This window comes from Aeromonas sanarellii (assembly GCF_000820085.1).
Classification (GTDB): Bacteria; Pseudomonadota; Gammaproteobacteria; order Enterobacterales; family Aeromonadaceae; genus Aeromonas; species Aeromonas sanarellii.
This window is the reverse complement of sequence record NZ_CDBN01000092.1, coordinates 1-25,284: the sequence shown is the minus strand read 5'-3', so window position 1 is coordinate 25,284 and position 25,284 is coordinate 1. Positions and strand designations below refer to the sequence as shown.

Below are 25,284 nucleotides of genomic sequence, written 5' to 3'. Positions count from 1 at the left end.
ATGTTGGCCAAAGCCATGATCGAGAAGTTGAACGAGCAGATTAATCTTGAATTCTATTCCTCCAACCTCTACCTGCAGATGAGCGCCTGGTGCGAGGACAGGGGCTTTGAAGGGGCGGCCAACTTCCTGCGCCAGCACGCCGTCGAGGAGCGCCAGCACATGGAGCGCCTGTTCACCTATGTGAGCGAGACCGGTGCCATGCCGCTGCTGGGGGCCATCGAGGCGCCTCCCCACGAGTTCAACTCCCTTGGCGACATCTTCCGCACCACCCTGGAGCACGAGTACCACATCACCAAGTGCATCAACGGCCTGGCCCACGTGGCCTTCACCACCCAGGACTACTCCACCTTCAACTTCCTGCAGTGGTATGTGGCCGAGCAGCACGAGGAGGAGAAGCTGTTCAAGAGCATCGTCGATCGTCTGTCGCTGGTGGGCGAGGATGGCAAGGGCCTCTACTTCATCGACAAGGAGCTGGCCGAGCTGGCCAAGGGCGCTCCCGCCAGCATCATGGATGGCGCTGCCTGATAGTCGTGGACACTCAGTGTTCAGCCAGTACAATGACGGCCCCTTGCAAAGGGGCTGTTTTTTATTGGACATGCCATGAAACCGCGGCGATGGTTTCTGCCGGGCACAATGACGGTCTTTCGTACAGGGGCCGTTTTTCTTTTGATGGGTGAGTGATGATGAAGCAGCTTGACGTGGTGGTGATCGGCGCCGGGGCGGCCGGGTTGATGTGTGCGGCCCAGGCCGGTTATCGGGGCCGTTCCGTGCTGGTGCTGGACAACGCCAAGAAGCCGGGCCGCAAGATCCTCATCAGCGGCGGCGGTCGCTGCAACTTCACCAACCACCAGGCCGGGCCCCACGCCTTCCTCTCGGCCAACCCCCACTTCTGCAAGTCGGCGCTGGCGCGCTACACCCAGCAGGACTTCATCGATCTGGTGGACCGGCACGGGCTGCGCTATCACGAGAAGACGCTCGGCCAGCTGTTCTGCGACGAGAGCGCCAAGGAGATCGTCGACATCCTGCTGACCGAGTGCGACTGGGCCGGCGTGACCCTGCAGTTCCAGACCGAGATCCTCGCCGTCAGCAAGACCGAAGAGGGCTTCATGCTGACCACCAGTCAGGGGGAAATCAGCTGTCACTCCCTGGTGGTGGCCACCGGCGGCCTCTCCATGCCCAAGCTCGGTGCCACCCCCTACGGCTTCAAGCTGGCGGAGCAGTTCGGCCTCAGGGTGCTGCCGACCCGCGCCGGCCTGGTGCCCTTCACCCTGCATCAGGCCGACAAGGAGGCCTTCGCCGATCTGGCCGGGGTCAGCCTGCCGGTGGCGGTGACCGCCGAGGATGGCACCCGCTTCAAGGAGGCCATGCTGTTCACCCATCGCGGCCTCTCGGGCCCGGCCATCCTGCAGATCTCCTCCTTCTGGCTGGCGGGGGAGAAGATCCACATCAACCTGCTGCCGGAGCTGGACATTCCGGCGGCCCTCAAGGAGTGGGCCCAGGCCCACCCGGCCCAGGAGCTGAAGACGGTGCTGGGGCGCGAGCTGCCCAAGCGCTTCGTCGACAAGCTGGTGGAGCTGGGTCAGCTGGTCAGCAAGCCGATGCGCCAGTACAACGAGCGGGAGCTGGAGGCCGTCGCCACCCTGCTGGGGGACTGGCAGATCCTGCCGAACGGCACCGAGGGCTATCGCACCGCCGAGGTGACCCTGGGGGGGGTGGACACCAACGAGCTCTCCTCCAAGACCATGGAGGCGCGCAAGGTGCCCGGACTCTACTTCATCGGCGAGGTGGTGGACGTGACCGGCTGGCTCGGCGGCTACAACTTCCAGTGGGCCTGGTCTTCCGGTTGGGTGGCCGGCCAGTACTGCTGACCTGCCCTTGTTCTCATCCACTTCAACGCGGCCCGTTCGGGCCGCGTTTTTTATGGTCGGCATTCCTCGCGGGCTATCCGCTAGCCCTTTCTGATGGTCGGCAAGCAGGCGGTCAGCAAGCCGATGAGCGGCAGGTAGGCGCAGACCTGATACACGGTCTCTATGCTGGTGGCATCCGCCAGCCGGCCCAGCAGGGCCGCCCCTATGCCCCCCATGCCGAAGGCGAAACCGAAGAAGAGGCCGGAGATGGTGCCAACCTTGCCGGGGACCAGATCCTGGGCATAGACCAGGATGGCGGAGAAGGCCGACGCCAGGATCAGGCCGATGATCATCGACAGTACCGTGGTCCAGAACAGGTCGACATGGGGCAGCAGCAGGGTGAAGGGGGCGACGCCCAGGATGGAGATCCAGATCACCCGCTTGCGGCCGATGTGGTCGCCGACCGGCCCGCCGAGTACGGTGCCCGCCGCGACGGCAAACAGGAAGGCGAACAGATGGAGCTGGGCTCTGTCCAGCGACAGGCCGAACTTGTCCATCAGGTAGAAGGCGTAATAGCTGCTCAGGCTGGTCATGTAGAAGAACTTGGAGAACATCAGCAGGCCCAGGATGGCCAGGGACCAGCCGATCTGGCGGCGACTCAGGCCGTTGCCGATCTGGGCCTTCATCCTGCGGTGGAAGTGGGCACCGTGCTGGCTTGACCAGCGCCCGACGAAGACGAGCACCACGACACCGACCAGGGCGAACAGGGAGAACCAGGCGGCGCTGCCCTGACCCTGCGGCACTATGATCAGGGCCGCGAGCAGGGGACCTATGGCCGATCCCAGGTTGCCGCCGATCTGGAACAGGGACTGGGCCAGGCCGGGCTGGTTGCCGGCCGCCATGCGGGCGACCCGGGAGGATTCCGGGTGGAACACCGACGAGCCCATGCCGATCAGCATGGCCGACAGCAGCACGGCGCCGAAGCTGTCCGCCTGGGAGAGGGAGAGCAGCCCCACCAGGGTGAACCCCATGCCGAGGGGCAGGGAGTAGGGCATGGGCCTGCGATCGGTGCAGAGGCCGATCAGCGGCTGCAACAGCGAGCCCGTGAACTGGTAGGTGAGGGTGATGAGGCCGATCTGGGCGAACGACAGGTCGAGACCAAGTTTGAGCAGCGGATAGATGGCCAGCAGCACCGACTGCATCATGTCGTTCAACAGGTGCGAGAAGCTGATGGCGGCGATCACGGGGTATCGGGTGGTGTTCAGGGCATCGGCTGCGGGGGGCGCGTCGAGCGTCTCTGTGCTCAGGATCTTTTCCATGGGGTGTGGTGTCTGTGGTTCAAAACGTCTTCTACCATGCCTTATCCCTGGGCGTCTGGACATAACCAAAGTGGGCGAACTCCGGGGTTGCTCTCGATCGGCGCGCAGGCCGTTCATCCTAAGGCGTGTGGAGAGCAGGCCAGATCTTGTGCTTGGCGGGGGGCGGATTAGTATAGAAGGCCTGCCGCCGTTATCCGGTTCATCACCCGCCATGGAGGGAACATGTTCGAAAGCCTGGGTTTCATCAACGTCTGGGCCTACCTGACCGGGCTATTTTCCAAGTCCAGGGGGGCGCGCCATGTTTGAGAGTTTGGGTGTTATCAACGTCTGGACCTATCTGGTGGGTCTCTTCTTCATCATCATAGCGCCGGGGCCCAACTCCCTGTACGTGCTGCGTACCGGAGCGGTGCGCGGCATAGGCCCGGGTTACAAGGCGGCTCTCGGGGTCTTCGTCGGCGACGCCATCCTGATTTTCTGCGCCTACCTGGGGATCGCCTCCCTCATTCGCACCACCCCATTGCTGTTTACCCTGGTGCGCTACCTCGGCGCCCTCTATCTGCTCTACCTGGGGGTGAAGATATTGCATGCCAACTTCGTCGCCAGAAAGGCGGGGCAGGCGTCGGCGATGGACCCGGGGGAGCGCTACTTCACCAAGGCGCTCACCTTAAGCCTCACCAACCCCAAGGCGATCCTGTTCTACGTATCGTTCTTCGTGCAGTTCATCGACTTCAGCTATGCCCACACCTGGATCTCCTATCTGGTGCTGGCCGGCATGCTGGAGGCCATGAGCTTCGTCTACCTTACCCTGCTGATCTTCGGCGGCACCCTGATGGCCCGCTTCTTCCGCCGGCGCCAGACCGCGGCGCGCCTCGGCAACGGCCTCATCGGCCTCTTCTTCATGGGTTTCGCCGCCCGGCTGGCAACCCTCTCCTCCTGACCCTTGGAGGGTTGCAGGACCCTGGGCGCCCGGTGCCGGGCGCCTCTAGTCTGGCCAGCACTCCCTGCCAACCTGGATGAATCTGGATTGATAGACGATCAGCTTCTGATTGCCCGGCTGACCGATCCTGGGGTTGTGATAGGTCTCGCCGGGCAGCAGGTACTTGCTGTCGGCCTCGCTGTCCGCCTGCTGACAACCCTGTTTGACCATGAACTCGAAGTAGGTATTGCCGGTATTGGTGATGCTGCCCTTTGCCGGATCCAGCTGGTATTCAAAACGTGACTGACGCGGGCGCACGACCAAGATGGATTGCAGAGCCAGTTTCACCTCTACGGTTCCCCGGCGCTGCGCCTGACCGCCTTCATCCACCTGGGCTGCCGGCGACTCGGTGAAGGTGATGCGATAGTAACGCTCCTGGCTATCCGCCGGTCCCTTGTAGTAGAGTTTGACGTTCTGTGCCTGCCTGCCGTGCAGCGTGAAGCGCTTGGGGGCAAACAACAGCTCACCGGGTATGGTGGGCACCGCGCGCCCTCTGGCCGTGGGATCGCTGATCTTCTCCATCTGCACTTCGTACACCTTGGGTGCGCCACTGTTGTTGGTCACGGTACGCGTGGTGAACTCTTCCTTCGGGTCCATGGCAACCGTCATGGCCCCGATGTCGATGGCCGTGGCCTGTGAGGCAAAGAGGCTGGCCAGCAAGGGCCAAAGAAGACGATGCATGTTGTGCTCCATTCTCAGCGCCAGGTTCCCTTGATGGTAATGGTGCCGCTTTGCTCTACCGCACCTTCCCACATCTCATCGTTGACGGTGCGCTGTACCCTGGGATCGGTCAGGTCAAATTCCAGCGCCAGTTGATAGAACCGCGTAATGCCTTTGCCGTTGATCGGATCGTTCCATTCCTGCGGTGGCTGGCTGTCTTGTATGCCCAATGCGCGAATATCTACCGGGGTCCGATCACAGCGAATGGCATGTCGGGAGGCGGCACCATGCGTCGCCGAATCGAATACTAGCCTGGTCGGTATTGGTACGGCCTGTTCGGAGGTGGACGTTCCGGCAGGATAAAAAGTGCAATACCCCTGGTAAGGGGCACCCTTATCCTGTGATATGAAGATCTCAAGCAGATCGGCACTGATGGGGCCACTATCCGAAATATTGTATGGGAAGCTCAATACATCTTTACCGACGCTGCCTTCCCTGTAAGGATTGGTTACTCCATCCGAAGATAGGATCGAGACGCTGAAATCCCGTGGTTTGATATGAATCTCGGTTGTACCGCTGAACTCATAATATCCACTCTCTGGAGCATATCCGTTTTTCATGTTGAAGTTGATCAGGCTGCGAGTGAGCTGCTCTTGTAAACCCAGTCTCACGATCTGCTTGAAAAAGTTGCTAGACAAGAAAAGGTAGACAGACTGTTGCCCCCTTAAGTAGCTGATATTGTAACGAGATCCCTTATTTGCCCAGTTCTTTAGATCTGCGCTCATTTGCAGGTCTGCTGTGCCGATGGCGCTATTTAGCGAGCTGTTTTTGACATTGGTATACATATAAGGCTCGGTATAGCTCTGGCTGCCATCTTCATTGAAATTGTAATCAAGAAATCGACACAAAATACCGTCTCGAGTGCCCAGCCTGTAGTTCTCGCAACCCTGTGAACCCGGCAAGACGTAAGGTGTTCCATTGCTGTCTACGATCACTTCGCTAATTGCGTTGGTTTGTATAAAGCGTAAATGTCCGGCCTTCTTGTGCTGCATGTTCCTCACATACCAGTTACCGCTGTTCTGATCGACACAGCGTTCTCCGGCAGCAGCATCATATTTGAGCGTGGTCCTGCACAGATTCATTTCCCTGTTCAGAATCGCCCCAACGGGCATTACCCGCAGATAGTCGAAGAAGCCTGGACTCAGCTTGCCATGGCCCCATCCAGCGGATGCCCCCATGAGCCCGAAAAAGCCGAGATCATCGACAACGGCCGGCTTGTTGACTGCCTCTGCCGTGTCGGGATCGCAACGGGTATATGTCATGATGCACCGCTGGTTGACATAAGGGCGACGGATGGGGCCGTTCTCCCACATGTCGACGTTCCAGTTGTTGATATCGGTGTTGTACCCGTTATCAACGTACGCCAGACTCACCTGTCCATTTCCTTTGAGCGAGGTCCAGGCATTCGCACCGGTCAGTCGTGGATCCAGTGCATCGGTTGGTGCAACAAACAGGTTGTTGTCTTCCTGGTTTTCAATGAACAGGAAATTGCGAAGTGGTGCATTCGGCCAGACGGTTTTGGAGACAGCCGCACTGCCCTGCTGAGCCCAGCCAGTACCAAGCGCAATGACCAATAGCAGTCTGTGTGTGATGTTCATGATCAATATTTCCTCACCATGGCATAGGTGGGCAGTCCCTGGCAGGTCACGACTCCGACCCAGGCCGCGCCCGTGTGTCTTGCAAGATCCAGCTCGGCTTCACAGAAGTCACTCCCCTGGCGGAAGGTCAGCAAGGGATTGGCCTTGTCCACATCCAGAGAGAATTCGCCGGCGTCGTTGGTGACCGTGGTCCCGATATGGTTGTCAATGCGGGCGTTGGCCAGCAGTGAGCCATCCTCTGCCTTGAGTACGCCGAAGACAGTCACCATCTCCTTGACGCTATCGCTTGCATCCAGGGTGGCGACGTTGCCGGGGAACAGGGTGTAGCGCTGCTTGCCGGTATTGATGTCATAGCTGTCTTTCCCCGTCTTGCTGTTGAGCAGCTCAACCTCGTATTCCTGATAGGGGGAGAGGGCGAGGAAGGTCTGTTCCCCTTGCAGGGGGTAGTCCTGCCCATTCACCTTGGCGATCATCTTCCCTTCACGGGCGATCCCGGTATTGATGATCAGACCTGCACCCGAGGCACTCCGGCTCGATGCGATCACGGCATTCTCCGTGGTGACCAGGGCGCCCCGTGCAATGAGGTTGCCGTTGATGTCACCGCCATGGCCGCGGCCCAGCGTCATGGTGCCGCCCATGGCACTGTGCTCGAAACCCAGGGTGCCGGAGAGCGCCGTATTGTGCTCATTGCTGCCGTGCACCATGCGCGAGGCGTTGAACGCAGCCAGATTGATGACGCCGTCCATGCGTTTCTGGTAGCTGAGGTTGGCCGTTGTCTGACCCTGTTCGTTGCTGCTCATGCCAAAGCTGAACAGGTTGTCGAACGGAATCGAATAATCCAGGGTCACACTCTTGTTACTGAAGCCATTGAGGGTGCCACTGTCACTCTGCAGGCTGGCGCGCAGCGACAGGTTGCCGTATCGACCCGCATAGAGGTGCTGGTAGTAATCTATATAGCTGCGATCGCTGTTCATCTGGCGATCGTGCAGGGTGTTGAAGGTCAGCTGACCTAGCCCGCTGATCCAGCCACCCAGGTTGAGCGTGATGCCGGCGGAGTAGAGCTCGGTATCGCCCACCATCAGGGTGCTGCCAGTCTTCAGCCTCTCCTGGCTGATCCACAAGGAGGCGTAGTCGTGGGCCTGCAGGGAGAGGCTGGAGGCCAATCGCCACGAACGATCCGAAGCCAGCATGCTTTGCAGCTGAGTGCCGAGGCGATCGGTGACCTGCCAGCTTGCGCGCGCCTCGCCTACCGCCGCCTCCTCGAAGGCATAGGTAGTGGTGGCCAGTTCAAGGGTGTCCAGCGAACGCGCCAGCGACATGCCAAACAGGGGGGAATCGCCGCTGTTCTGGGTACCTTCCATCATGCCTCCCCACCATTGCCAGCCCCACTCCCGGGTAAAACCCAGGTTGCCGCCCAGCTTGGTGACACGCTGTGTCGTGGTGCTGGTCAGCCGTCCATCCACATGGACTTCGACCGTGACGTTGTAGACCCCGTTGGGGAAAGCAGAGGTATCCAGGCTCTGGTTGCCAATAGCCAGGTTTTGCAGGCCGATCAGGCGTCCATCCCGATAGACTCTGGCCTCGCCATTGGCGGGCATGAAGACTTGTAGCGGCGTGGTCGATTCGTTGGCCGTCTGTTTGCGAGACTGCGCCTGGTTGCCATAGGACGCCCCGTAGATACGGCCCGTGGTCAGGCCCGTCACCACCCCCAGGGTCTGCAGGTCCCACGTTGACACCATGCCGGCCGCGATGCGGCGATCATCGAGATCCCGTTCGTACATGGCGCGGTAGATATCTCCGGTCTGCTCAGGCTCACCCAGATTGTAGAGGGAGGCGTCCATGGCGACATGATGGGCACCCAGCCCGACGGTGCTATCCAGTTGCAGGAAATTGGAGTCGCTGTGACCGCTTTGCGGGTTGTTGATGAAGGAGTAGCCCAGGTTGTAGCGATGCACCCCCGTCAAGGTATCGACCGTCGGGGTCAATGCCACCCGGTTGTCTGGCTGCCTGGCCTGGCCAAATGCTTCCCGCGAGACCCGAATGGTCAACAGCATGGCGACGAGATCCAGCTGCATGCTCGCATTGGCATCGAGCCGCAGGCTGCCATCGGCAGAAAAGGTGCGTTGCTGCTTGCTGGAGAGCATGGCGGTGAGGGCGTCGTTCAGCAGGCCTTGCTGCTGGCCGGCACTGAAATCAAGGTGCAGCAAATGCAGTTTGCCGTCCTGGAGCAACAGGGTGGCGTTGCCGATGGAGCCATCGGTCAGGGTGTCGATCCGATTGTCCTCATCCGTGTATTGGAGGCGCACCGGCACCGCCAGCCCCTCTTCCAGTGCGCTGGCAAAGCTGGCGGGAATGATGACGTTGGCGATCCTGAGGGGGGCTGTGGCGCTGGCCGGGGCTGACAGCACGATCAGCCATGAGAGCGGCAGCAGCCAGGCTTTCTTCAACATATCGAGCACCATGGTTCCAGATGTCGGCAACGGGGCCTCGTTACCCTGCGAGGGGCGAGGACAGTACCGGTAAAAAGGGGTTATTTGACGACGACGAATTCCTGACCCAGCCAGAGCCCCAGGTGGCTCTTTGGATCACGCATGTCGACCTGCTTGAACCGGCGTTGCTTTCCCGGCAGGTCGTAGTAGGTCTCCTTGCACAACTCCTGGCTTTTCAGGCAGGGGCCGTACGCCACGGTGCGGTAGGAGGCATTGCCCTTGTTGGTCAGGGTGTCGCCCTTCAGGTCGTAGGCAAATCGCTGTTGGCGCGGCGTCACCACCAGGATGGTGCCTATCTGGGCCGAGGTGGTGGCGACCGCCTGCCGACGCTCGCTGCGCTGATCGTCTGCCGAGAGGGCCGTGTCCAGCCAGCGGATGCGGTAGTAACGCTCCTTGTCATCCTGCGGGCCCTTGTAAAAGAACCTCACGTTGTTCTTGGCATTGGCGGGCAGCATCATCCGGCTGGGCGACAGCATCAGTTCACCGCTCACCTCCATGGGGATCTCCCGTCCCCCCTCTTCCGGGGAGGAGATGCGCGTGACCGTGACCGTGACCAGCCTGGCCTGGTCGCTGCCATTTTCGATCTGCTTGGCGACCTCCTGGCTGTCTGCGTCGATGAAGGTGGTCACGGCGCCGACATTGATCGCCTGGCTGATGCCGGGAATGAGCAGCAACCATATGGCTATGATTTTCAGATTCATGGGATATCTCGAGAGTAAAAAGGGCCCCGCAGGGCCCCGAATGGTATGCGGTGAATGACTCAGACCCAGTTCGCCACGAACTCGACGTTGACTTCGCCGCTCCACAGGCCATCCGGCAGGGCGTCAAAGGTGGTGCTGCTGCCGTTGGCGGTGGCGCTCTCGATGTTGAAGGTGAAAGAGCCCTGGGCCGTGGTGCGCTGCGCATCGTTCTGGAAGCCGTTGGCGATGGGGGAGAGGTTGCCCCCAGTGATGCCGGCCGCCGTGTCGATCAGCGTGGTATAGGCGGTGGTGCTGACCGGTGCGCCGCCCCACAGCACGCCCACGTCGACAGTGGAATCGCCACCCAGGTGATTCAGGGTGCCGTTGAGCTTCTTCGCCTTCAGGGTGAAGGAGGTGGCGCTGGCATCCCCCTTGATGGCGACATCGAACAGGCCGTTGACGGTGTTGAACCCCTTGATCCCTTCGGCATATTGGAAGGAGAGGCTGGAGAGCGGGGTGACCACCAGCTCGGAGGTGGTGTCTTTCTTGGCGGTGGCCTGCCAGGTAGCGACGGCGGAGGCTTCCACGGCAGCTTGAGCGGTAGCGGCAAAGCCCAGTCCAGCGATGGTCAGTGCAATCAGAGTCTTCTTCATTACGATATTTCCTACACGTTTTCCGATAGGCGGCGCAGGCCACCCGGTTGATTCATTGCCCGCCATGGGCATGTCGTTGCCCCCTGTGACGATTTGACCAAGGGAGGCAGCCGGCCCTGGAACATGTTGTTCCTCGGACCAGCTCGTTTTTTCGTCGACTAAGATAGCGATAGGACTTGCCTGGATCGATCGAATGCTGTGTAGGAAAAATCTCAAAGGGGGGGTGGGAGGCAGTGATGGGGAGCCAGGGATCCGCCGTAGTGAACCCGGCTGGCAGAGGGGGTAAACGAGGTGTAGAAAATGTAATCGATTGATAAATATATGAAAAAATAATAACGCTATAATCAGCGCCAGTTTTAAAATTTGTGATTTCTTATTTTTGTAACATCTTGTGAACATCAAGGGGGCTGTATGGTATAGCTGCTTGATTTGTAGTTAATATACTACTTGGAAAGGACTAAACAGCAGGTTTATATATGTCAAAGGTATTGATAGTAGATGATCACCCAGCAATAAGAATGGCTGTGAAAATGCTGCTTGAACAGGATGGACATCATGTTTTGGCAGAGGTCGATAATGGTGTTGATGCTATTTCTGCAGCCAAGATAAACCGACCAGATATCGTCGTTCTTGATATTGGCATTCCCAAGCTGGATGGTATCGAAGTCATTAAAAGACTCAAGCTGCTGGATATAGGTCCCCGGATCCTGGTGCTGTCTGCCCAATCTACCCACCATATTATGGTGCGTTGTCTGCAAGCCGGTGCTGAGGGTTTTTTGTCCAAGCTGGATGATTTGTCTTTATTGAAGGATGCGATCGCAAAAATAGAGAAGAAGCAGCTCTACTATCCTCGTGAGGTGATTGCCGGCGCCAGACATGCCCATACCGTCGATCGCGAGGATCTGCTCTCCAGCCTCTCTTCCCGGGAGATGAGCGTGCTGTTGCAGATTTGCCAGGGCCATGCCAACAAGCAGATTGCCCAGAGCATGCTGCTGAGCGAGAAAACCGTCAGCACTTACAAGACCCGGCTGATGAAGAAACTCAACATCACCAACATCGTCGATCTGATCAGTCTGGCCAGACGGCAGAAGCTGTTGTGAGCGCGATGAAACCGCTGCTGTTACTGCTCGTTCTGATCTGTGCGTGGCCATTGTCGCCTAGGGCGCAGGCGGAGCCGCTGCTGCAAGTCTATTCGCGGGATGGCGGGGAGTACCTGGATGCCAGCCCCTTGCCGTTGCACGGGGAGGAGTGGCGTTGGCTGCAGGAGCGTGAGCGGCTGATCCTGGGGGTGCCAAGACCCGATAATCCCCCCATGGACATCACCCTGCGTGCCAATGCCTATGAGGGGGTGACGGCCGACATCGTCGGCATGCTCACCCATTTGCTGCATATCCAGATCCTGGTGAAGGGATACCCCTCCAGAGCGGCTGCCATCGAGGCGCTCAAGCGAGGGGAGATCGACTTGCTGAGCGCCTCGAACACTTATGAGCAAGAGCAGCAACTCCTGTTGACCGATAAATATATTGCAGATGATCCCGCCATTTATAAAAATATCGCGATAAGGGAACGAGAAATAAAGTCGGTGGCAGTCCCCGAGTATTATTTGCCATATACGGATATCATGCGCTATTTGTCCGACTATAAAGTTAAGATATATCCCTCCCGTTATAGCGCGCTCTCCGCCGTGGCTTATGGCCAGGCGGATGCCGTCATGGTGGATATGATCTCCGGTAACTTTATCGTCAACAAATTTTATCAGAGCAGCATTCAATTATTGAAGCCGCTTTATATCAATACCAATGGTTTTGCCTTTGCGCTCAATCCCAAAGACCGGCGACTCAAGAGAATAATGGACATAGCGCTGGGGGAGATCCTGGAGGGCAAGCGGGCGGAAGTGGCCAAGCGCTGGAATGGGGGAGGCCTCTCGATCGGGGCCAGCAAGGTCGGGCTGAGCCGCGAGCAGTGGGAATGGCTGGGCAGGCGGGAAAATATCCGGATTGCCGTCAACAGCGGCGTGCCGCCCCTCAGCTTTCTCGACGTCACTGGCACCATGCATGGAGTGGTCGCCGATCTGCTGCAGGTCATTCGCGCGAAGCTGGGAGTGGAGATCGAGGTCGTGCCCGTCAAGACGCCCGAGCAGATGACCCAGCTGCTGGATGGCGGCCTGGTGGACGTCGGTGTACTGAGTCCGTCGGCGGATCGCAGGAACCGCTATCTGTTCAGCAGGGCCTTTGTCCTCGATCCCCTGTCCTACGTGGTGGGGCTGCGGCACAAGGGCGTGTCGCCCGATACCTTGCTCAAGTCCGGTACCGTGGCTGTGATCAAGGGGTATATCACGACGCAAGCCGTCTCGGAGGCTTACGGCAGGCTGACGACACGGCAGTTCGACAGAATTGAAGATGCGCTGCGCTGCGTGGCAACGGAAGTGTGCGACGTGACCGTGCTGCCGCTGCGGGTGGCCAAGTACTACATCAACAGCAAATTCCCCGACAGCCTGATCATCACGGGGGAATTGTTCGACTCCATTCCTATCGGTGCCGCCTTTGCGGTGGCCCCCGATCAGCAGATATTGCGGGACATCCTGGACAAGATCATCGCCATCATTCCCCCTGATGAGCTGGAGGGGCTCTCCAACCGCTGGCGGGTCAGTGCCCAGCAGGAGTCCATCTCCTGGCAGGAGCTGGTGCGGGAGTTTGGGGGCTTCATCGCGCTGATCCTGCTGTTGACTCTCTGGGTCGGCCTGTGGGGGTTGTCGCTGCGCAAGCAGGTGCGTGAGCGGCGGCTGGTGGAGGGGGCGCTGAGCACCCAGCTCAAGTTCATCGCCGACCTGGTGGACGGGACGCCCCACCCCATTTATGCGAGGGATCTGGAAGGGGGGCTGGTCCTGTGCAACAGCAGCTACGCGAGCTTCTTCGGGGAACCCAAGGTCAGTCTGCTCGGCACGGGGCTGGATGACGCGCGCACGCGCTGGCCTTTTCTTGTCCCCCTGCTCGCAGACCTGGCCCTCTCCCGGGACACAGGGCTGCCACAGGAGGGAGACCATCGCCTGATCCTGCCGACGGGCGCAGTGGACGTGTACCACTGGGTGCAGCCTTATTACGATCTCGAGGGCAAGGTGCAGGGGGGCGTGGGGGGCTGGATAGACGTCAGTGAACGGGTGCGCCTGCTGGATGAGCTGGCGGTGGCCAGCCAGGAGGCCCAGGAGGCCAACCGCGCCAAGAGCACCTTCCTGGCGACCATGAGCCACGAGATCCGCACCCCCATGAATGCCATCATCGGCTTGCTGGAACTGGCCCTCAAGCGGGGTCGGCTGCACGAGGAGGATCAGGCGTCCCTCACCATTGCCCATGGCTCGGCAAAGGATCTGCTGAGCCTCATCGGCGACATCCTGGATATCTCCAAGATAGAGTCCGGCCGGTTCGAGCTGGCGCCTGAGCCCCACGACATCGTGGCCCTGACCGAGTCGGTCGTCACCGTCTTCACCGCGCTGGCCAGGCAGAAAAATCTGCGGCTGGAGCTGGTGACGGGAGAGACGCACTGGGTACAGATAGATGGCCGTTGCTACAAGCAGATAGTCTCCAACCTCATCAGCAACGCCATCAAGTACACCGAGCGGGGGTCGGTCAGGGTGACGCTGGGATCCTGGGTCAGCGACGGCTGGTGTACCCTGCAGCTCGTCATCAGGGATACCGGCATAGGGATAGCACCCGCTGAGCAGGCTCGGCTGTTCCAGCCGTTCAGCCAGGCCAGCCAGCCCGAGCACATCCAGCAGTCCGGCACCGGTCTGGGCCTGATGATCTCGCGCTCCCTGTGCGAGTCCATGGGGGGCTCCCTGGTGCTGGAGAGCGAGCTCGGGCAGGGGACCCGGGTCTGCGTCGAGATGAAGTTGCCCATGGCCGCGGTCGTGGTGGCCCCCCCGTCTGCCGACCGGGGACAGGCCGTGGAGGAAGGGCGACGGCTGAAGGTGATGGTGGTGGACGATCACCCCGCCAATCGCCTGCTGGTGACCCAGCAACTGGCCTATCTGGGGCATGAGGCCAAGGCCGTGGCCTCGGGGGGGGAGGCCCTGCAGGTGCTCGCCGATACCCGGGTGGATGTCGTCATCACAGACTTCAACATGCCAGGCATGAACGGTTTCGAACTGACGCGGCAATACCGGGCGCTGGAGCGGCGCCACGGCTGGCCGCGCTGCGTGATCCTGGGGCTGACGGCCGATGCGCGTCAGGAGCAGATCAACGAGGGGCAGGCGGCGGGCATGGATGACTGCCTGTTCAAGCCGATCGGACTGGAGGCGCTCGATCAGAGCCTGCGGCGCCATATGCAGCGTGAAGATCAGAGCGACATTGCCACCTGCATGCGGGAGATAAGGCAATACCTCGGGCCGCTGACGGCGCACCAGTCTACCCTGATGTCGCCCCTGCTGGCCGAGTTTGTCCGTGCCAGTGACGACGACCTGCTGGGTCTGCAGCAGGCGGCGCAGGCGGGGGACGTCGGTCGCTTCATGGACAAGGTGCATCGGCTCAAGGGGGGCGCCAGGATCATGGGTACCCTGAAACTGGTCGCCACGTGCGGCGAGATAGAGTCCTGGACACTCGACGAAGAGACGCTGCCGGCGGCGCTGGCACGGCTGCGCCAGGACTACGAGGTGGTCAGACTGGCCGCCACCCGGCTCCAGACCGCGGACGAACAAACCTGAAGGCATGCGGGGCATGCCTTCAGACGGCTCAACCGAGCCAGTAGACCATCAGCTCATAGGCGGCCTCACCCACCTGGTCCGGCCTGGCTGAGGGGGCCTGATAACTCAGGTAGTAGCGGGTCGCCTGTGTCAGGGGCAGGGGATGGGTTTCGGAGAGCGGTTGTCCATTCAGGGTCAGGTGGATCTGGCTGCCGTCTTGCTGTGGCAGGGTGCCATAGAGTTTGCGGGCTTGCAGTCGATAGGTGGTGTTGAAATCCGGGTGACTGAGGTCGGCTGCCAGGCTCTGGACGGGGTCCTGTACCGGGTCCGAGTTGATGGGCTGGAAGCCGGGGTGGGTGAGGGATACTTCCATGTTGGTCTCTTTGCTGGCGGTGGCTTGCCAGTTCAGCTGGCCCACCTGCGCATTGGCGTGAACGGCGGCGCTACTGCAGCCAATCATCAATGCCAGCACCATGTTTTTCTGAAACATAGTTATCTCCTTTGTCGGACTGGGCTCCCCTTGGCGGGAGCCTCCTCTTATCGGCCACCATTCCCGAAAGCTGAACCCGTCACCTGATATTCGGCAATGAGCCGGCAGGAGATAAGGGGTATGATCCCGCACCTTGGCGCTGTGCCATGTCGTTCACTGGGGGCTGATTTGCTCGAGAATCAGATGATGTTGTTGGCGGTGTTTGAGCGGGCGGCGCTGATGTTGATGACGCTCTTCCTCCTGACCCGAACCCGGCCGTTCCAGCGGCTGTTCCAGAAGCGGGACCATACCCCGGCCGAGCTGGTGCTGGTGGCCAGCATCTTCAGCCTGTTCGCGGTGTTCAGCACCTACACCGGCATCCCGGTGGAAGGGGCGCTGATCAACGTGCGGATCATCGCCATCATCTCCGGCGGCATCCTGTTCGGCCCCTGGGTCGGTATTCCGGCTGGGGTCATCTCGGGGCTGCACCGCTACCTCATCGATATGGATGGCCACACCTCGATCCCCTGCCTCATCGCCAGCATCATCGCCGGCCTGCTGGCGACCTGGCTGCACCTGCGCTGCCGCAAGTCGCGGCTCTGGCTGTACGGCATCCTGGCGGGCATGGCCTGCGAGGGGCTGACCATGCTGCTTATCTGGCAGCTGACCGAGCCCCACGTCGTGGGGGTCGAGATCGTCAGCCACATCGCTTACCCGATGATCGCGGGCACCCTCTGCATCGGGCTCATCATCAAGCTGGTGCAGGATCTGGACGACGAGAAGGAGCTGATTGCCGCCAAGCAGGCCAAGCTGGCGCTCGACATCGCGAACAAGACGCTGCCCTTCTTCCAGAACATCGACCGCCACTCCCTCGGTCAGGTGTGCGGCATCATTCGCAGCGAGATCAGTGCCGATGCGGTGGCCATCACCGACACCCGGGACGTGCTGGCCTACGTGGGGGTGGGCAAGGACTACTACGAGCTGGACGAGCACCACGCCATCAGCGACATGACCCAGCGGGCGGTGCTGCTGGACCAGATCATCATCAACAACGATCTGCGTCAGTACCATCTGGCCGACTTCCACTCGGTCATCATCATTCCACTGCGGGAGAATGGCGCCGTCAGCGGCACCCTCAAGATCTACTATCGCCGCACCCACAGCATCACCAGCTCCCTGAAGGAGATGGCGGTGGGCCTCTCTCAGCTCATCTCCACCCAGATGGAGGTGTCGCGCATCGAGCAGCTCAAGGAGATGACCCGCAAGGCGGAGTTCACCGCGCTGCAGAGCAAGATCAACCCGCACTTCCTGTTCAATGCCCTCAACGCCATCTCGTCCCTCATCCGCATCCGTCCCCAGCAGGCGCGCCAGCTCATCGCCAATCTGGCGGACTACCTGCGCTACAACCTCAACAAGGGGGATACCCTCATCGACATCCAGGAGGAGCTGCAGCAGGTGCGCGACTACGTGGCCATCGAGCAGGCTCGCTTCGGTGACAAGCTGGAGGTGGTGTTCGAGGTGGACGACGTGCACATCCAGGTGCCAAGCCTGCTGTTGCAGCCCCTGGTGGAAAACGCCATCCTGCACGGCATCCAGCCCCGCAGTGCGCCGGGTCGGGTCACCATAGAGGTGAAGCAGCTGGCGGGCGGCATCCGGGTCGCGGTGCGCGACACCGGCTACGGCATCAGCCAGGCGGTGATCGATGGCGTGGCCGCCGGTCGGGTGGAGAGCCGCAGCATCGGCCTGATGAACGTGCATCAGCGGGTCAAGCTGCTCTATGGGGATGGCCTGCAGCTCAGACGGCTGGAACCCGGCACCGAAGTCTGTTTCTATCTGCCGGATCCGGAGGCCATGCCTTGCTGATCGCCATCAATATTGAGAAGAACGCCATGACGCGAGAGGGACAGCCATGTTGAGAGCCATCATCGTCGAAGATGAATACCTGGCCAGGGAGGAGCTCGCCTATCTGGTGAACCAGCACAGCACCATAGAGATAGTGGCGAGCTTTGAGGACGGGCTGGAGGCGTTCAAGTACCTGCAGGATCACGAGGTGGACGTGGTGTTCCTCGACATCCAGATCCCCGCCATCGACGGCCTGCTGCTGGCCAAGAACCTGCACAAGTCGAGCCATCCGCCCCACATCGTGTTCGTTACCGCCTACAAGGAGTTTGCGGTGGAGGCGTTCGAGCTGGAGGCGTTCGATTACATCCTCAAGCCCTACAACGAGCCGCGCCTCATCAATCTGCTGCAGAAGCTCGAACTGGCGGGCAAGTCCCAGCCCCAGGGCGCGGAGTCAGGGACGCCACAGAACCGCACGGTCAACCTGGTGAAGGGGGAGCGCATCATCGTCACCCCCTGCGAGCAGATCTACTATGCGGAAGCCGACGAGAAGCTGACCTATGTCTACACCCGTACCGATCGCTACGTGATGACCATGACCCTCAGCGAGTTCGTCAGCCGGCTGCCCGCCGAGGGGTTCTTCCGTTGTCACCGCTCCTACTGCGTCAACATCAACAAGATCCGCGAGATAGTGCCCTGGTTCAACAGCACCTATCTCATCCGGCTCCATGACCTGCCGTTCGAGGTGCCGGTCAGCCGCAGCAACATCAAGGCGTTCCGTCAGCTGATGCGGCTCTGATTGTCATTCATTCCCGCCGATCTGCATTTCATGCCGTAATCGGTCGGCGGGAGCGGCGTCTTGCCTATAGTGGCCCCAGTTTCCTTAAGGCCATCGACCGAGACGCATCATGACCAGAGAGATGAATCGCACCCGCTACCTCACCCTGTTGGGGACCATCATCACCCAGTTCGCGCTGGGATCCGTTTACACCTGGAGCCTGTTCAACGCCCAGCTCTCCGACAAGCTGGACGAGCCGGTGAGCCAGGTCGCCTTCGCCTTCGGCCTGCTCAGCCTCTCCCTGGCGGTGGCCTCCTCCCTGGCGGGCAAGCTGCAGGAGCGGTTCGGGGTGCGCAACGTTACCCTGGGGGCCGGCGTGCTGCTTGGCATCGGCTTCTTCCTCACCGCCCATGCCAGCAACCTGGCGATGCTCTACCTCTGCGCCGGCATCCTGGTGGGCTTCGCCGACGGCACCGGCTACCTGATGACCCTCTCCAACTGCGTGAAGTGGTTCCCGGAGCGCAAGGGGCTGATCTCCGCCTGCTCCATCGGTGCTTATGGCCTCGGCAGCCTGGGCTTCAAGTACATCAACCTGCTGCTGCTCTCCAGCAACGGCCTTGAGACCACCTTCCAGCTGTGGGGGCTGATCGCCATGTCCATGGTGCTGGTGGGCGGCATGCTGATGAAGGACGCACCCAAGCAGGCGGCCGCCGTGCAGCAGAGCGAGAGCCGCGACTTCACCCTGGCCGAGGCGATGCGCAAGCCGCAGTACTGGATGCTGGCACTGATGTTCCTCACCGCCTGCATGAGCGGTCTCTACGTTATCGGCGTGGCCAAGGACATCGGCGAGAAGATGGTGGGCCTGCCTGCCGTGGTCGCCGCCAACGCCGTCGCCATCATCGCCATGGCCAACCTGGGTGGCCGGCTGGTGCTGGGCATCCTCTCCGACAAGATGTCCCGCATCCGGGTCATCACCATCGCCCAACTGATTACGCTCGGTGGTATGGGATTGCTGCTGTTCGTGCCGCTCAACGCCAACCTGTTCTTCGTGGCGGTGGCCTGCGTGGCGTTCAGCTTCGGCGGCACCATCACCGTCTACCCCTCGCTGGTGAGCGACTTCTTCGGCCTCAACAACCTGACCAAGAATTACGGCGTCATCTATCTGGGCTTCGGGCTGGGCAGCATCATCGGCTCCATCGTGGCCTCCCTGTTCGGCGGCTTCATGGCGACCTTCAACCTGATCCTGGTGCTGCTGGTGGTGGCGCTGGTGCTCTCCCTCACCATCCGCCTGCCGGCTCCCGTCGCCGTGGTGGTGGATCGGGGCTGACCCCGGCGAACGGACGCCAAAAAGAAGACCCGGGCCAAGGCCCGGGTCTTTTCGTTGGTACGAGCGGCGTTTAGCGCGGCGGCAGACCCAGCAGGGCGCGCAGCTGGTGCGCGGTGGCCTCGACCGTCGGCCAGTCGCGACCGGTGACGGTGAGGTGACCCATCTTGCGACCGGGGCGGGCCTCGCCCTTGCCGTAGAGGTGCAGGTGCACCCCGGGCAGGGCCAGGGCGCCGGCCCAATCCGGCGTGCCGTCTTGCCACAGATCCCCGAGCAGGTTCAGCAGGATGGCGGGCTGAACGTCAGCCTTTGCCGGCAGCGGCAGATCGCACAGGGCACGCACCTGCAGCTCGAACTGGCTGCAACCGGCGTTGTCGATGCTGGGATGGCCGGAGTTGTGGGGGCGGGGCGCCATCTCGTTGACCAGCAGCCGGCCGCCGACCAGGAAAAACTCCACCGTCAGCACGCCCACATAGTCGAGGGCGGCGATGATGTGCTCGGCGATGCGCTGGGCCTCGGCCTCCAGGGCGGGCACATTGGCCGGGGAGCGGGTCTGATCCAGGATGCCGCCGCTGTGCCAGTTCTGCACCAGGGGCAGGGCGCTGATGGCACCGCTCGGGCTGCGCGCCAGGGTCAGGGCGAACTCCCCCTCCAGCGGCAGCCGCTTTTCCAGCACGCAGGGCACGCCGCTGGCGGCCAGGGCCGTGGGCAGCTCGTCGGCCCGGTGGATGGTCCACTGCCCCTTGCCATCGTAGCCCTCGCGGGCGGTCTTGAGGATGGCGGGGAAGAGGTCTGTGGTCAGTACGGGCAGTGGCTCGCCCGGCAGCAGGGTCAGGTTCGGGGCGACCGGCACGCCGGCGCGGGTCAGGAAGGCTTTCTCTTCCCGGCGATCCTGGCAGACGCGCACCGCGCTCGCCGCCGGGCGCACCGGCTTGTACTGCTCCAGCAGCGCCAGGGAGGCGGCGGGCACGTTCTCGAACTCGCAGGTGATGGCGTCGCAGCGGCTGGCCAGATCGCGCAGGGCATCGGCATCGTCATAGGCGGCCACGATCTGCTCGTCGGCGGCCGCACCGGCGATGCTGACGGGATCCGGATCCAGCACTATCACCTTGTACCCGAGGCGGTGGGCGGACATCACGAAGTAGCGGCCGAGCTGGCCGCCACCGAGCATACCCAGGGTGGCGGGGGGCAGTATCATGCCGGCTCCTCCAGGGTGAGGGCCAGCACCCGGTCGCGTTCCTTGGCGCGGAAGCCGTCGAGCTGCTGCTGATAGCGGGGAGCGTCGCCATCCTGGGCGACGGAGAGCAGGGAGACGGCGAACAGACCGGCGTTGGCGGCACCCGCCTCGCCGATGGCGAAGGTGGCGACCGGCACCCCCTTGGGCATCTGGACGATGGAGAGCAGGGAGTCCATCCCCTTGAGCTGTCGGGTGGGGATGGGCACGCCCAGCACCGGCACCGTGGTCTTGGCGGCCAGCATGCCCGGCAGGTGGGCAGCCCCGCCGGCACCGGCGATGATGGCGCGCAGACCGCGCTCGCGGGCGCTGGCAGCATATTCGAACAGCAGATCCGGGGTGCGATGGGCGGATACGACGCGCGCTTCATAGGGCACGCCGTGCTCCTTGAGGATGCGGGCGGCGGCCTGCATCACGGGCCAGTCAGAGTCGGAGCCCATTACCAGGCCGATCATAGGGGGGGTCGTCATTACGGCTTCCTCGGATGTCAAACGTTTGCCGCATGTTACCAAAAAGCCGTGGGATCTGGCTCAACATTTCGCGTCTCTGTCCCTCTCCGAGGGTCGTCGGCGGGCCTGACGGCAGAGGAGGGGGTAGTAACTGAGCCACTCGGCTCTGCCGGAAGGGAAAAAACGAAAAACAGAAATCTAGATGGCTATACATCCAATCTGGCTCTGCCTATAATCCTCCCGCTTTGGCGCATTCTGCTTAAAAGGGAATCCGGTGAGAATCCGGAGCTGGCGCGCAGCGGTAAGGGGGAACGAAGCGACATCAGGGCACTGCCGTCAGGTGGGAAGCCGTCGCCTTAGGCCATCAGCCCCCAAGCCCGAAGACCTGCCAAAGTTCGTATTTCGGGCCGAGAGAAACCGGCCACGAAGTAGATGCTTACGCGAACCTAAGGATCTCTCATGTCCAAGACATTATTGGCGGCTGCCCTGTTGCCAACGGCGGCCTTTGCCCAACAACTGACCATTCCCGTCAACCCCACCATGGTGGTGACCGCCACCCGCGTCGCCCAGCCCGCCTCCAGCGTGCTGGCCCCCGTCAACGTGGTGACCCGTGACGAGATCGATCGCCTGCAAGCCCAGACCGTGACCGATGTGGTCAAGACCCTGCCCGGCGTGGAAGTGGTCAGCAACGGCGGTCGCGGCCAGCTCAGCTCGTTGCGGGTGCGTGGTGGCACTTCCTCCCAGACCCTGGTGCTGGTGGACGGGGTGCGCAGCGCCTCCCTGACCGCCGGGATGACCGAGCTCAACAACCTGCCCCTCAACCAGGTGGAGCGGATCGAATATATCCGCGGTGCGCGCGCCACCATTTATGGGTCCGATGCCATCGGTGGGGTCATCAACATCATCACTCGCCCGGATCAGGGGACCAACCAGCACAAGTTCAACCTGGGGGCCGGCTCCAACAAGCAGCGCCAGGCCGCCTTCAGCAGCGCCAGTCAGGTCGGCGAGGCGGGCCAGCTCAAGGTCGCCGGGGGCTTCGATGACGAGACCGGCTACAACGTGCACCCCATTCCGGGGGTGAACGATGGGGACAAGCATGGCCACCGGGGCTACAACGCCATGGTGGATTATCAGCAGGCGCTGGCCGGCAACTGGGAGCTGTTCGGGACGACCCGCTGGTTCCGCAACATCGCCCAGTACGACAGATCCTCTGCCGCTTCCGACTGGGGGCCTGCATTCCATCAGCGCAACGAAACCTGGACCGAGAACCAGAGCTACCAGCTCGGTACCCGTTATCACGACGAGCGTTATCTGAGCGAACTGCGCGGGGCCTTCTCCAAGCAGGATGCCTACGACTATCCGGATACCAGCGGTCGCGATCAGTCCGCCGATCGGCTTTATACCCGCCAATACACCCTGAACTGGGTCAACAGCGTCAAGCTGGACGAGCGCTGGACCCTGGGCGGTGGCGCAGACTGGCAGCGCGACATGCTGGACGAGCGTTCCCGCTCCTCTGGCGTCGCCTTCCCGAGCGATGCCGATGAGCGCGACAACACAGGGCTCTATGCCCTGGCCCAGTTTGACAACCAGGTGTGGCAGGCGGAGCTGAGCGGTCGCAGCGATGACAACGAGCAGTTCGGTCGTCACAACACCTGGCAGACCGGCGCTGGCTGGCGCTTCGTGGAGGATTACCGTCTCAGCGCCCGCTACGGCACCGGCTTCCGCGCCCCCTCCTTCAACGATCTGTATTATCCGGGCTCTGGCAACCCCGAGCTGAAGCCGGAAGAGTCGAAGAGCAGCGAGCTGATGCTGGATGGCCAGACCGCCGGCGTGGAGTGGCGTGTGACCGGCTATCGCAACGACTTCGAGCAGATGATCCAGTGGGCACCGGACAGCCAGGGCATGTGGACGCCGCAAAACGTCGGCAAGGCGCGGATTGAAGGGGTCGAGCTGGAAGGGGAGTTCGAGACCGGCTGGTTGACCCATCGAATCTCCGCCGAATACAAGGATCCCAAGGACAAGGTCACCGACAAGCAGTTGCAGCTGATCTCCCGCAAGGGGGCTAAATGGGTTGGCCTGGCACAGTGGCAGCAGTTCGACGGCTCTCTGAGCTGGATCTACCAGGGTGAGCGCTATGGTGACGCCGCCAATACCACCCAGCTGGGCGGTTACAGCGTGTGGAACCTGGCGGTCGGTTATCGGGTCGCGCCTTCCTGGAAGGTCTCCGGCAAGATCAGCAACCTGCTGGACAAGGAGTACCAGACCTCGGTGGGTTACCCGGCGGACGAGCGTGCCTACTATGTGACGGTGGACTACACGCTCTGATCCCGTCGTCCGGATCGGAAAAATCAGGGGCCCTGCCATTGGCGGGGCCTTTTCTATTGGCGCCGGGCGGGAGTATGATCGCCGCCTCGCATCCAAGGGGGAGCTCAGGTGGCCAATATTCTCGTGTTCGACTCCGGTATGGGCGGGCTGACCGTCTATGGGGAGATCCGTCGCGCCCTGCCGGCACACAACTATTTCTACTGTTTCGACAATGCCCACTTCCCCTACGGCGAGTTGAGCGAATCAGAGCTGATTTCTGCCTGCACCGGATTGGTCAGCCACATGGTGGCCAAGCACGCCATCGATCTGGTGGTGATCGCCTGCAACACCGCCAGCACCATAGCGCTGCCTGCCCTGCGTGCCTCCCTGAATATCCCGGTGGTGGGGGTGGTGCCCGCCATCAAGCCCGCTGCCGCCCTGACCCGCAATGGCTGCATCGGCCTGCTGGCCACGCCAGGCACCGTCAGCCGCGCCTATACCCATGAACTCATCGCCCAGTTTGCACCGGGCAAGCGCGTGTTGCTCAAGGGGGCCACCGAGCTGGTGATCGAGGCCGAGCGCAAGCTGGCGGGATTGCCTGTCAATATGGCGCTACTGAGAGAGGTACTGGCGGATTGGATAGAAGGAGAGGAGAGGCCGGATACTCTGGTGCTGGGGTGCACCCATTTCCCGCTGCTGAATGAAGAGATTCGACAACTGATGCCGGAGTGTCAGCTGGTGGATTCGGGCTGTGCCGTCGCAAGGCGGGTGGCCCATCTGCTGGCGGCGATTCCGTCCTCCCTCCCCGACGAGGGGACAGGTCTTGCCTACTGCAGCCGGTTGGATGCCCAGGCCCAAAAACTGACAGCCCCCTTGCAGGCATGGGGGCTGTCATCACTGGAAGAGGTCGAATGCTGATCTATCAGGCGTCGACGTCGTTTCCTTCCTTCTCATCCCTGTCCCGCTTGTCATTGGCCTCGCGTACTTTCAGAGTGCGCTGCTGATACTCCTTGTCGTTGAGCGCGGCGATGGCCTTGGCCGCATCGGCGACGGGCATCTCCACAAACCCAAAGCCCCTGCGCTTGCCGGTGGCCTTGTCTTTCATCAGACGGACCGAGATCACCTGGCCCTGTTCGGCAAAGAGCTCGCGTACGGCGATCTCGTTGGCGCGATAGGGCAGGTTGCCTACATATAATGTGCAGGTCTCCTGGCTGGAAGTCTGTTCAGTGGTACCAACCGGTGCGCGGTTGTTGAGGAACAGCGGTACTACGAAACCGCCGATGGCCAGACCCACGGCAAAAATCACCTCGGCTTTCAGAGAAAACTGCAGGGCCTGGGCAACCAGATAGCCGAGCAACGCCAATACCAGAGCAAGCACTGCAGCCTGCACATAAACGGGAAACTTGGATAAATTCATCTTTAAAGACCTTTTGTAAATGAAAGCAAAAAAGGTGCAACACTCTATTCACCTCCATGGTAACCAGCTTTACGAGCAGGCGCTACCATGGACCACTCGGGACATATTATCCGCTTCAGTATGGCATTCCTTCGGCATGGAAGATCCGAATAAGTGCCAATAAAACAGGGCTGAAATCATCGGCTTGTGGATAACATTGTATATATACACTGGGTAAGCTGTTTCTAACCGGATAATTTAAAGTTTCCGTGACTTTCTTCAAAAAATCCCTTGTCATCGCGGCGCGGCTCCCTATAATGCGCCCCTACCAGCACGGCGGACCACGCCAACCTGATGAGCTCGCTTCCTCGTGAAGCCAGCGCCGAAAGAAAAGCGAAAACAACCGCTTGACTTTCGAAGTGAGGAGCGTAAGATGCGCCTCCTCAACGCGATAAGCGTGACGCTCTTTAACAATTTGAATCAAGCAATCTGTGTGGGCACTCACAGCATCGAGCATCAAAAACAATTTTTGAT

The 25,284-nt window shown here is 61.2% G+C and carries 20 protein-coding genes and 1 riboswitch; of the genes, 10 read left to right on the top strand and 10 right to left on the bottom strand.

The window, feature by feature from the left end; all coding sequences use genetic code 11:
- The gene (gene ftnA, locus BN1132_RS17135; RefSeq protein ID WP_042079031.1) at positions 1–525 is read left to right on the top strand and encodes a non-heme ferritin; all 525 of its coding nucleotides are present in this window, start codon (positions 1–3) and stop codon (positions 523–525) included.
- Positions 526–683: 158 nt separating this feature from the next.
- Positions 684–1,868, top strand: a complete 1,185-nt coding sequence (locus BN1132_RS17130; protein ID WP_042079030.1) for a BaiN/RdsA family NAD(P)/FAD-dependent oxidoreductase — start codon at positions 684–686, stop codon at positions 1,866–1,868.
- 80 nt (positions 1,869–1,948) lie between these two features.
- Here BN1132_RS17130 and BN1132_RS17125 read toward each other — a convergent pair whose 3' ends face one another.
- Positions 1,949–3,166: an MFS transporter gene (locus tag BN1132_RS17125; RefSeq protein ID WP_042079029.1), complete on the bottom strand. Its 1,218-nt coding sequence runs from the start codon at positions 3,164–3,166 to the stop codon at positions 1,949–1,951.
- A 298-nt stretch (positions 3,167–3,464) separates the two neighbouring features.
- Between BN1132_RS17125 and leuE the strand changes: the two genes are divergently transcribed.
- Positions 3,465–4,103: a leucine efflux protein LeuE gene (gene leuE, locus BN1132_RS17120; protein WP_042079027.1), complete on the top strand. Its 639-nt coding sequence runs from the start codon at positions 3,465–3,467 to the stop codon at positions 4,101–4,103.
- 45 nt (positions 4,104–4,148) lie between these two features.
- On the opposite strand, the gene BN1132_RS17115 is transcribed toward leuE, so the two are convergent.
- From BN1132_RS17115 to ecpA, 5 genes are all read right to left on the bottom strand, one after another.
- Positions 4,149–4,823, bottom strand: a complete 675-nt coding sequence (locus tag BN1132_RS17115) for a fimbrial biogenesis chaperone (protein WP_244462965.1) — start codon at positions 4,821–4,823, stop codon at positions 4,149–4,151.
- A gap of 14 nt (positions 4,824–4,837) precedes the next feature.
- Complete coding sequence (locus BN1132_RS17110; RefSeq protein WP_042079024.1) at positions 4,838–6,460, bottom strand: hypothetical protein; 1,623 nt, start codon at positions 6,458–6,460, stop codon at positions 4,838–4,840.
- Between the two features lie 2 nt (positions 6,461–6,462).
- Positions 6,463–8,910 (bottom strand): fimbrial biogenesis outer membrane usher protein, encoded by a 2,448-nt coding sequence (locus BN1132_RS17105; protein WP_244462964.1) that lies wholly within the window; start codon positions 8,908–8,910, stop codon positions 6,463–6,465.
- A gap of 80 nt (positions 8,911–8,990) precedes the next feature.
- On the bottom strand, positions 8,991–9,650 hold the full coding sequence (locus BN1132_RS17100) for an EcpB family pilus assembly chaperone (protein ID WP_042079022.1): 660 nt from the start codon (positions 9,648–9,650) through the stop codon (positions 8,991–8,993).
- Positions 9,651–9,709: 59 nt separating this feature from the next.
- Positions 9,710–10,282, bottom strand: a complete 573-nt coding sequence (ecpA, locus tag BN1132_RS17095; RefSeq protein ID WP_042079020.1) for a common pilus major fimbrillin subunit EcpA — start codon at positions 10,280–10,282, stop codon at positions 9,710–9,712.
- Between the two features lie 476 nt (positions 10,283–10,758).
- On the opposite strand from ecpA, the gene BN1132_RS17090 reads away from it, so the two are divergent.
- Positions 10,759–11,382 carry a response regulator transcription factor gene (locus BN1132_RS17090; RefSeq protein ID WP_042079018.1) on the top strand — a complete coding sequence of 208 codons (624 nt, stop codon included), beginning with the start codon at positions 10,759–10,761 and terminating at the stop codon, positions 11,380–11,382.
- Between the two features lie 5 nt (positions 11,383–11,387).
- The gene (locus tag BN1132_RS17085; protein WP_042079017.1) at positions 11,388–14,978 is read left to right on the top strand and encodes an ATP-binding protein; all 3,591 of its coding nucleotides are present in this window, start codon (positions 11,388–11,390) and stop codon (positions 14,976–14,978) included.
- 28 nt (positions 14,979–15,006) lie between these two features.
- Here the strand turns inward: BN1132_RS17085 and BN1132_RS17080 are convergent, their stop codons facing one another.
- Positions 15,007–15,447 carry a hypothetical protein gene (locus BN1132_RS17080; RefSeq protein ID WP_042079014.1) on the bottom strand — a complete coding sequence of 147 codons (441 nt, stop codon included), beginning with the start codon at positions 15,445–15,447 and terminating at the stop codon, positions 15,007–15,009.
- Positions 15,448–15,615: 168 nt separating this feature from the next.
- Here BN1132_RS17080 and BN1132_RS17075 point away from each other — a divergent pair, with 168 nt between their 5' ends.
- From BN1132_RS17075 to BN1132_RS17065, 3 genes are all read left to right on the top strand, one after another.
- Positions 15,616–17,289, top strand: coding sequence for a sensor histidine kinase (locus BN1132_RS17075; RefSeq protein ID WP_042079013.1), 1,674 nt, complete (start codon positions 15,616–15,618; stop codon positions 17,287–17,289).
- Between the two features lie 46 nt (positions 17,290–17,335).
- A complete protein-coding gene (locus BN1132_RS17070; RefSeq protein WP_042079012.1) occupies positions 17,336–18,064 on the top strand; it encodes a LytR/AlgR family response regulator transcription factor in 729 nt (242 codons plus the stop codon).
- A 109-nt stretch (positions 18,065–18,173) separates the two neighbouring features.
- Positions 18,174–19,370 carry an L-lactate MFS transporter gene (locus BN1132_RS17065; protein ID WP_042079011.1) on the top strand — a complete coding sequence of 399 codons (1,197 nt, stop codon included), beginning with the start codon at positions 18,174–18,176 and terminating at the stop codon, positions 19,368–19,370.
- Between the two features lie 70 nt (positions 19,371–19,440).
- Here the strand turns inward: BN1132_RS17065 and BN1132_RS17060 are convergent, their stop codons facing one another.
- Together BN1132_RS17060 and purE are read right to left on the bottom strand one after the other, a co-directional pair.
- Positions 19,441–20,565 carry a 5-(carboxyamino)imidazole ribonucleotide synthase gene (locus tag BN1132_RS17060; protein ID WP_042079010.1) on the bottom strand — a complete coding sequence of 375 codons (1,125 nt, stop codon included), beginning with the start codon at positions 20,563–20,565 and terminating at the stop codon, positions 19,441–19,443.
- Positions 20,562–21,071 (bottom strand): 5-(carboxyamino)imidazole ribonucleotide mutase, encoded by a 510-nt coding sequence (gene purE, locus BN1132_RS17055; protein WP_042079009.1) that lies wholly within the window; start codon positions 21,069–21,071, stop codon positions 20,562–20,564. The genes BN1132_RS17060 and purE overlap by 4 nt, the downstream gene beginning before the upstream one ends.
- A 208-nt stretch (positions 21,072–21,279) precedes the next feature.
- Positions 21,280–21,457: riboswitch (cobalamin riboswitch) on the top strand.
- Between the two features lie 52 nt (positions 21,458–21,509).
- On the opposite strand from purE, the gene BN1132_RS17050 reads away from it, so the two are divergent.
- Together BN1132_RS17050 and murI are read left to right on the top strand one after the other, a co-directional pair.
- The gene (locus BN1132_RS17050) at positions 21,510–23,375 is read left to right on the top strand and encodes a TonB-dependent receptor domain-containing protein (protein WP_042079008.1); all 1,866 of its coding nucleotides are present in this window, start codon (positions 21,510–21,512) and stop codon (positions 23,373–23,375) included.
- A 108-nt stretch (positions 23,376–23,483) separates the two neighbouring features.
- Entirely contained in the window at positions 23,484–24,272 is a 789-nt protein-coding gene (gene murI / locus BN1132_RS17045) for a glutamate racemase (protein ID WP_042079007.1), read from the top strand.
- A 4-nt stretch (positions 24,273–24,276) separates the two neighbouring features.
- Here the strand turns inward: murI and BN1132_RS17040 are convergent, their stop codons facing one another.
- Complete coding sequence (locus BN1132_RS17040) at positions 24,277–24,771, bottom strand: RNA recognition motif domain-containing protein (protein ID WP_042079006.1); 495 nt, start codon at positions 24,769–24,771, stop codon at positions 24,277–24,279.
- Positions 24,772–25,284 lie beyond the last annotated feature (513 nt).

Excerpts from the sequence above, each read along its gene's own strand:
- ftnA (WP_042079031.1), top strand. The coding sequence starts at position 1 with ATGTTGGCCAAAGCCATGATCGAGAAGTTGAACGAGCAGATTAATCTT.
- BN1132_RS17130 (WP_042079030.1), top strand. The coding sequence starts at position 684 with ATGAAGCAGCTTGACGTGGTGGTGATCGGCGCCGGGGCGGCCGGGTTG.
- BN1132_RS17125 (WP_042079029.1), bottom strand. The coding sequence starts at position 3,166 with ATGGAAAAGATCCTGAGCACAGAGACGCTCGACGCGCCCCCCGCAGCC.
- leuE (WP_042079027.1), top strand. The coding sequence starts at position 3,465 with ATGTTTGAGAGTTTGGGTGTTATCAACGTCTGGACCTATCTGGTGGGT.
- BN1132_RS17115 (WP_244462965.1), bottom strand. The coding sequence starts at position 4,823 with ATGCATCGTCTTCTTTGGCCCTTGCTGGCCAGCCTCTTTGCCTCACAG.
- BN1132_RS17110 (WP_042079024.1), bottom strand. The coding sequence starts at position 6,460 with ATGAACATCACACACAGACTGCTATTGGTCATTGCGCTTGGTACTGGC.
- BN1132_RS17105 (WP_244462964.1), bottom strand. The coding sequence starts at position 8,910 with ATGTTGAAGAAAGCCTGGCTGCTGCCGCTCTCATGGCTGATCGTGCTG.
- BN1132_RS17100 (WP_042079022.1), bottom strand. The coding sequence starts at position 9,650 with ATGAATCTGAAAATCATAGCCATATGGTTGCTGCTCATTCCCGGCATC.
- ecpA (WP_042079020.1), bottom strand. The coding sequence starts at position 10,282 with ATGAAGAAGACTCTGATTGCACTGACCATCGCTGGACTGGGCTTTGCC.
- BN1132_RS17090 (WP_042079018.1), top strand. The coding sequence starts at position 10,759 with ATGTCAAAGGTATTGATAGTAGATGATCACCCAGCAATAAGAATGGCT.
- BN1132_RS17085 (WP_042079017.1), top strand. The coding sequence starts at position 11,388 with ATGAAACCGCTGCTGTTACTGCTCGTTCTGATCTGTGCGTGGCCATTG.
- BN1132_RS17080 (WP_042079014.1), bottom strand. The coding sequence starts at position 15,447 with ATGTTTCAGAAAAACATGGTGCTGGCATTGATGATTGGCTGCAGTAGC.
- BN1132_RS17070 (WP_042079012.1), top strand. The coding sequence starts at position 17,336 with ATGTTGAGAGCCATCATCGTCGAAGATGAATACCTGGCCAGGGAGGAG.
- BN1132_RS17065 (WP_042079011.1), top strand. The coding sequence starts at position 18,174 with ATGACCAGAGAGATGAATCGCACCCGCTACCTCACCCTGTTGGGGACC.
- BN1132_RS17060 (WP_042079010.1), bottom strand. The coding sequence starts at position 20,565 with ATGATACTGCCCCCCGCCACCCTGGGTATGCTCGGTGGCGGCCAGCTC.
- purE (WP_042079009.1), bottom strand. The coding sequence starts at position 21,071 with ATGACGACCCCCCCTATGATCGGCCTGGTAATGGGCTCCGACTCTGAC.
- BN1132_RS17050 (WP_042079008.1), top strand. The coding sequence starts at position 21,510 with ATGTCCAAGACATTATTGGCGGCTGCCCTGTTGCCAACGGCGGCCTTT.
- BN1132_RS17040 (WP_042079006.1), bottom strand. The coding sequence starts at position 24,771 with ATGAATTTATCCAAGTTTCCCGTTTATGTGCAGGCTGCAGTGCTTGCT.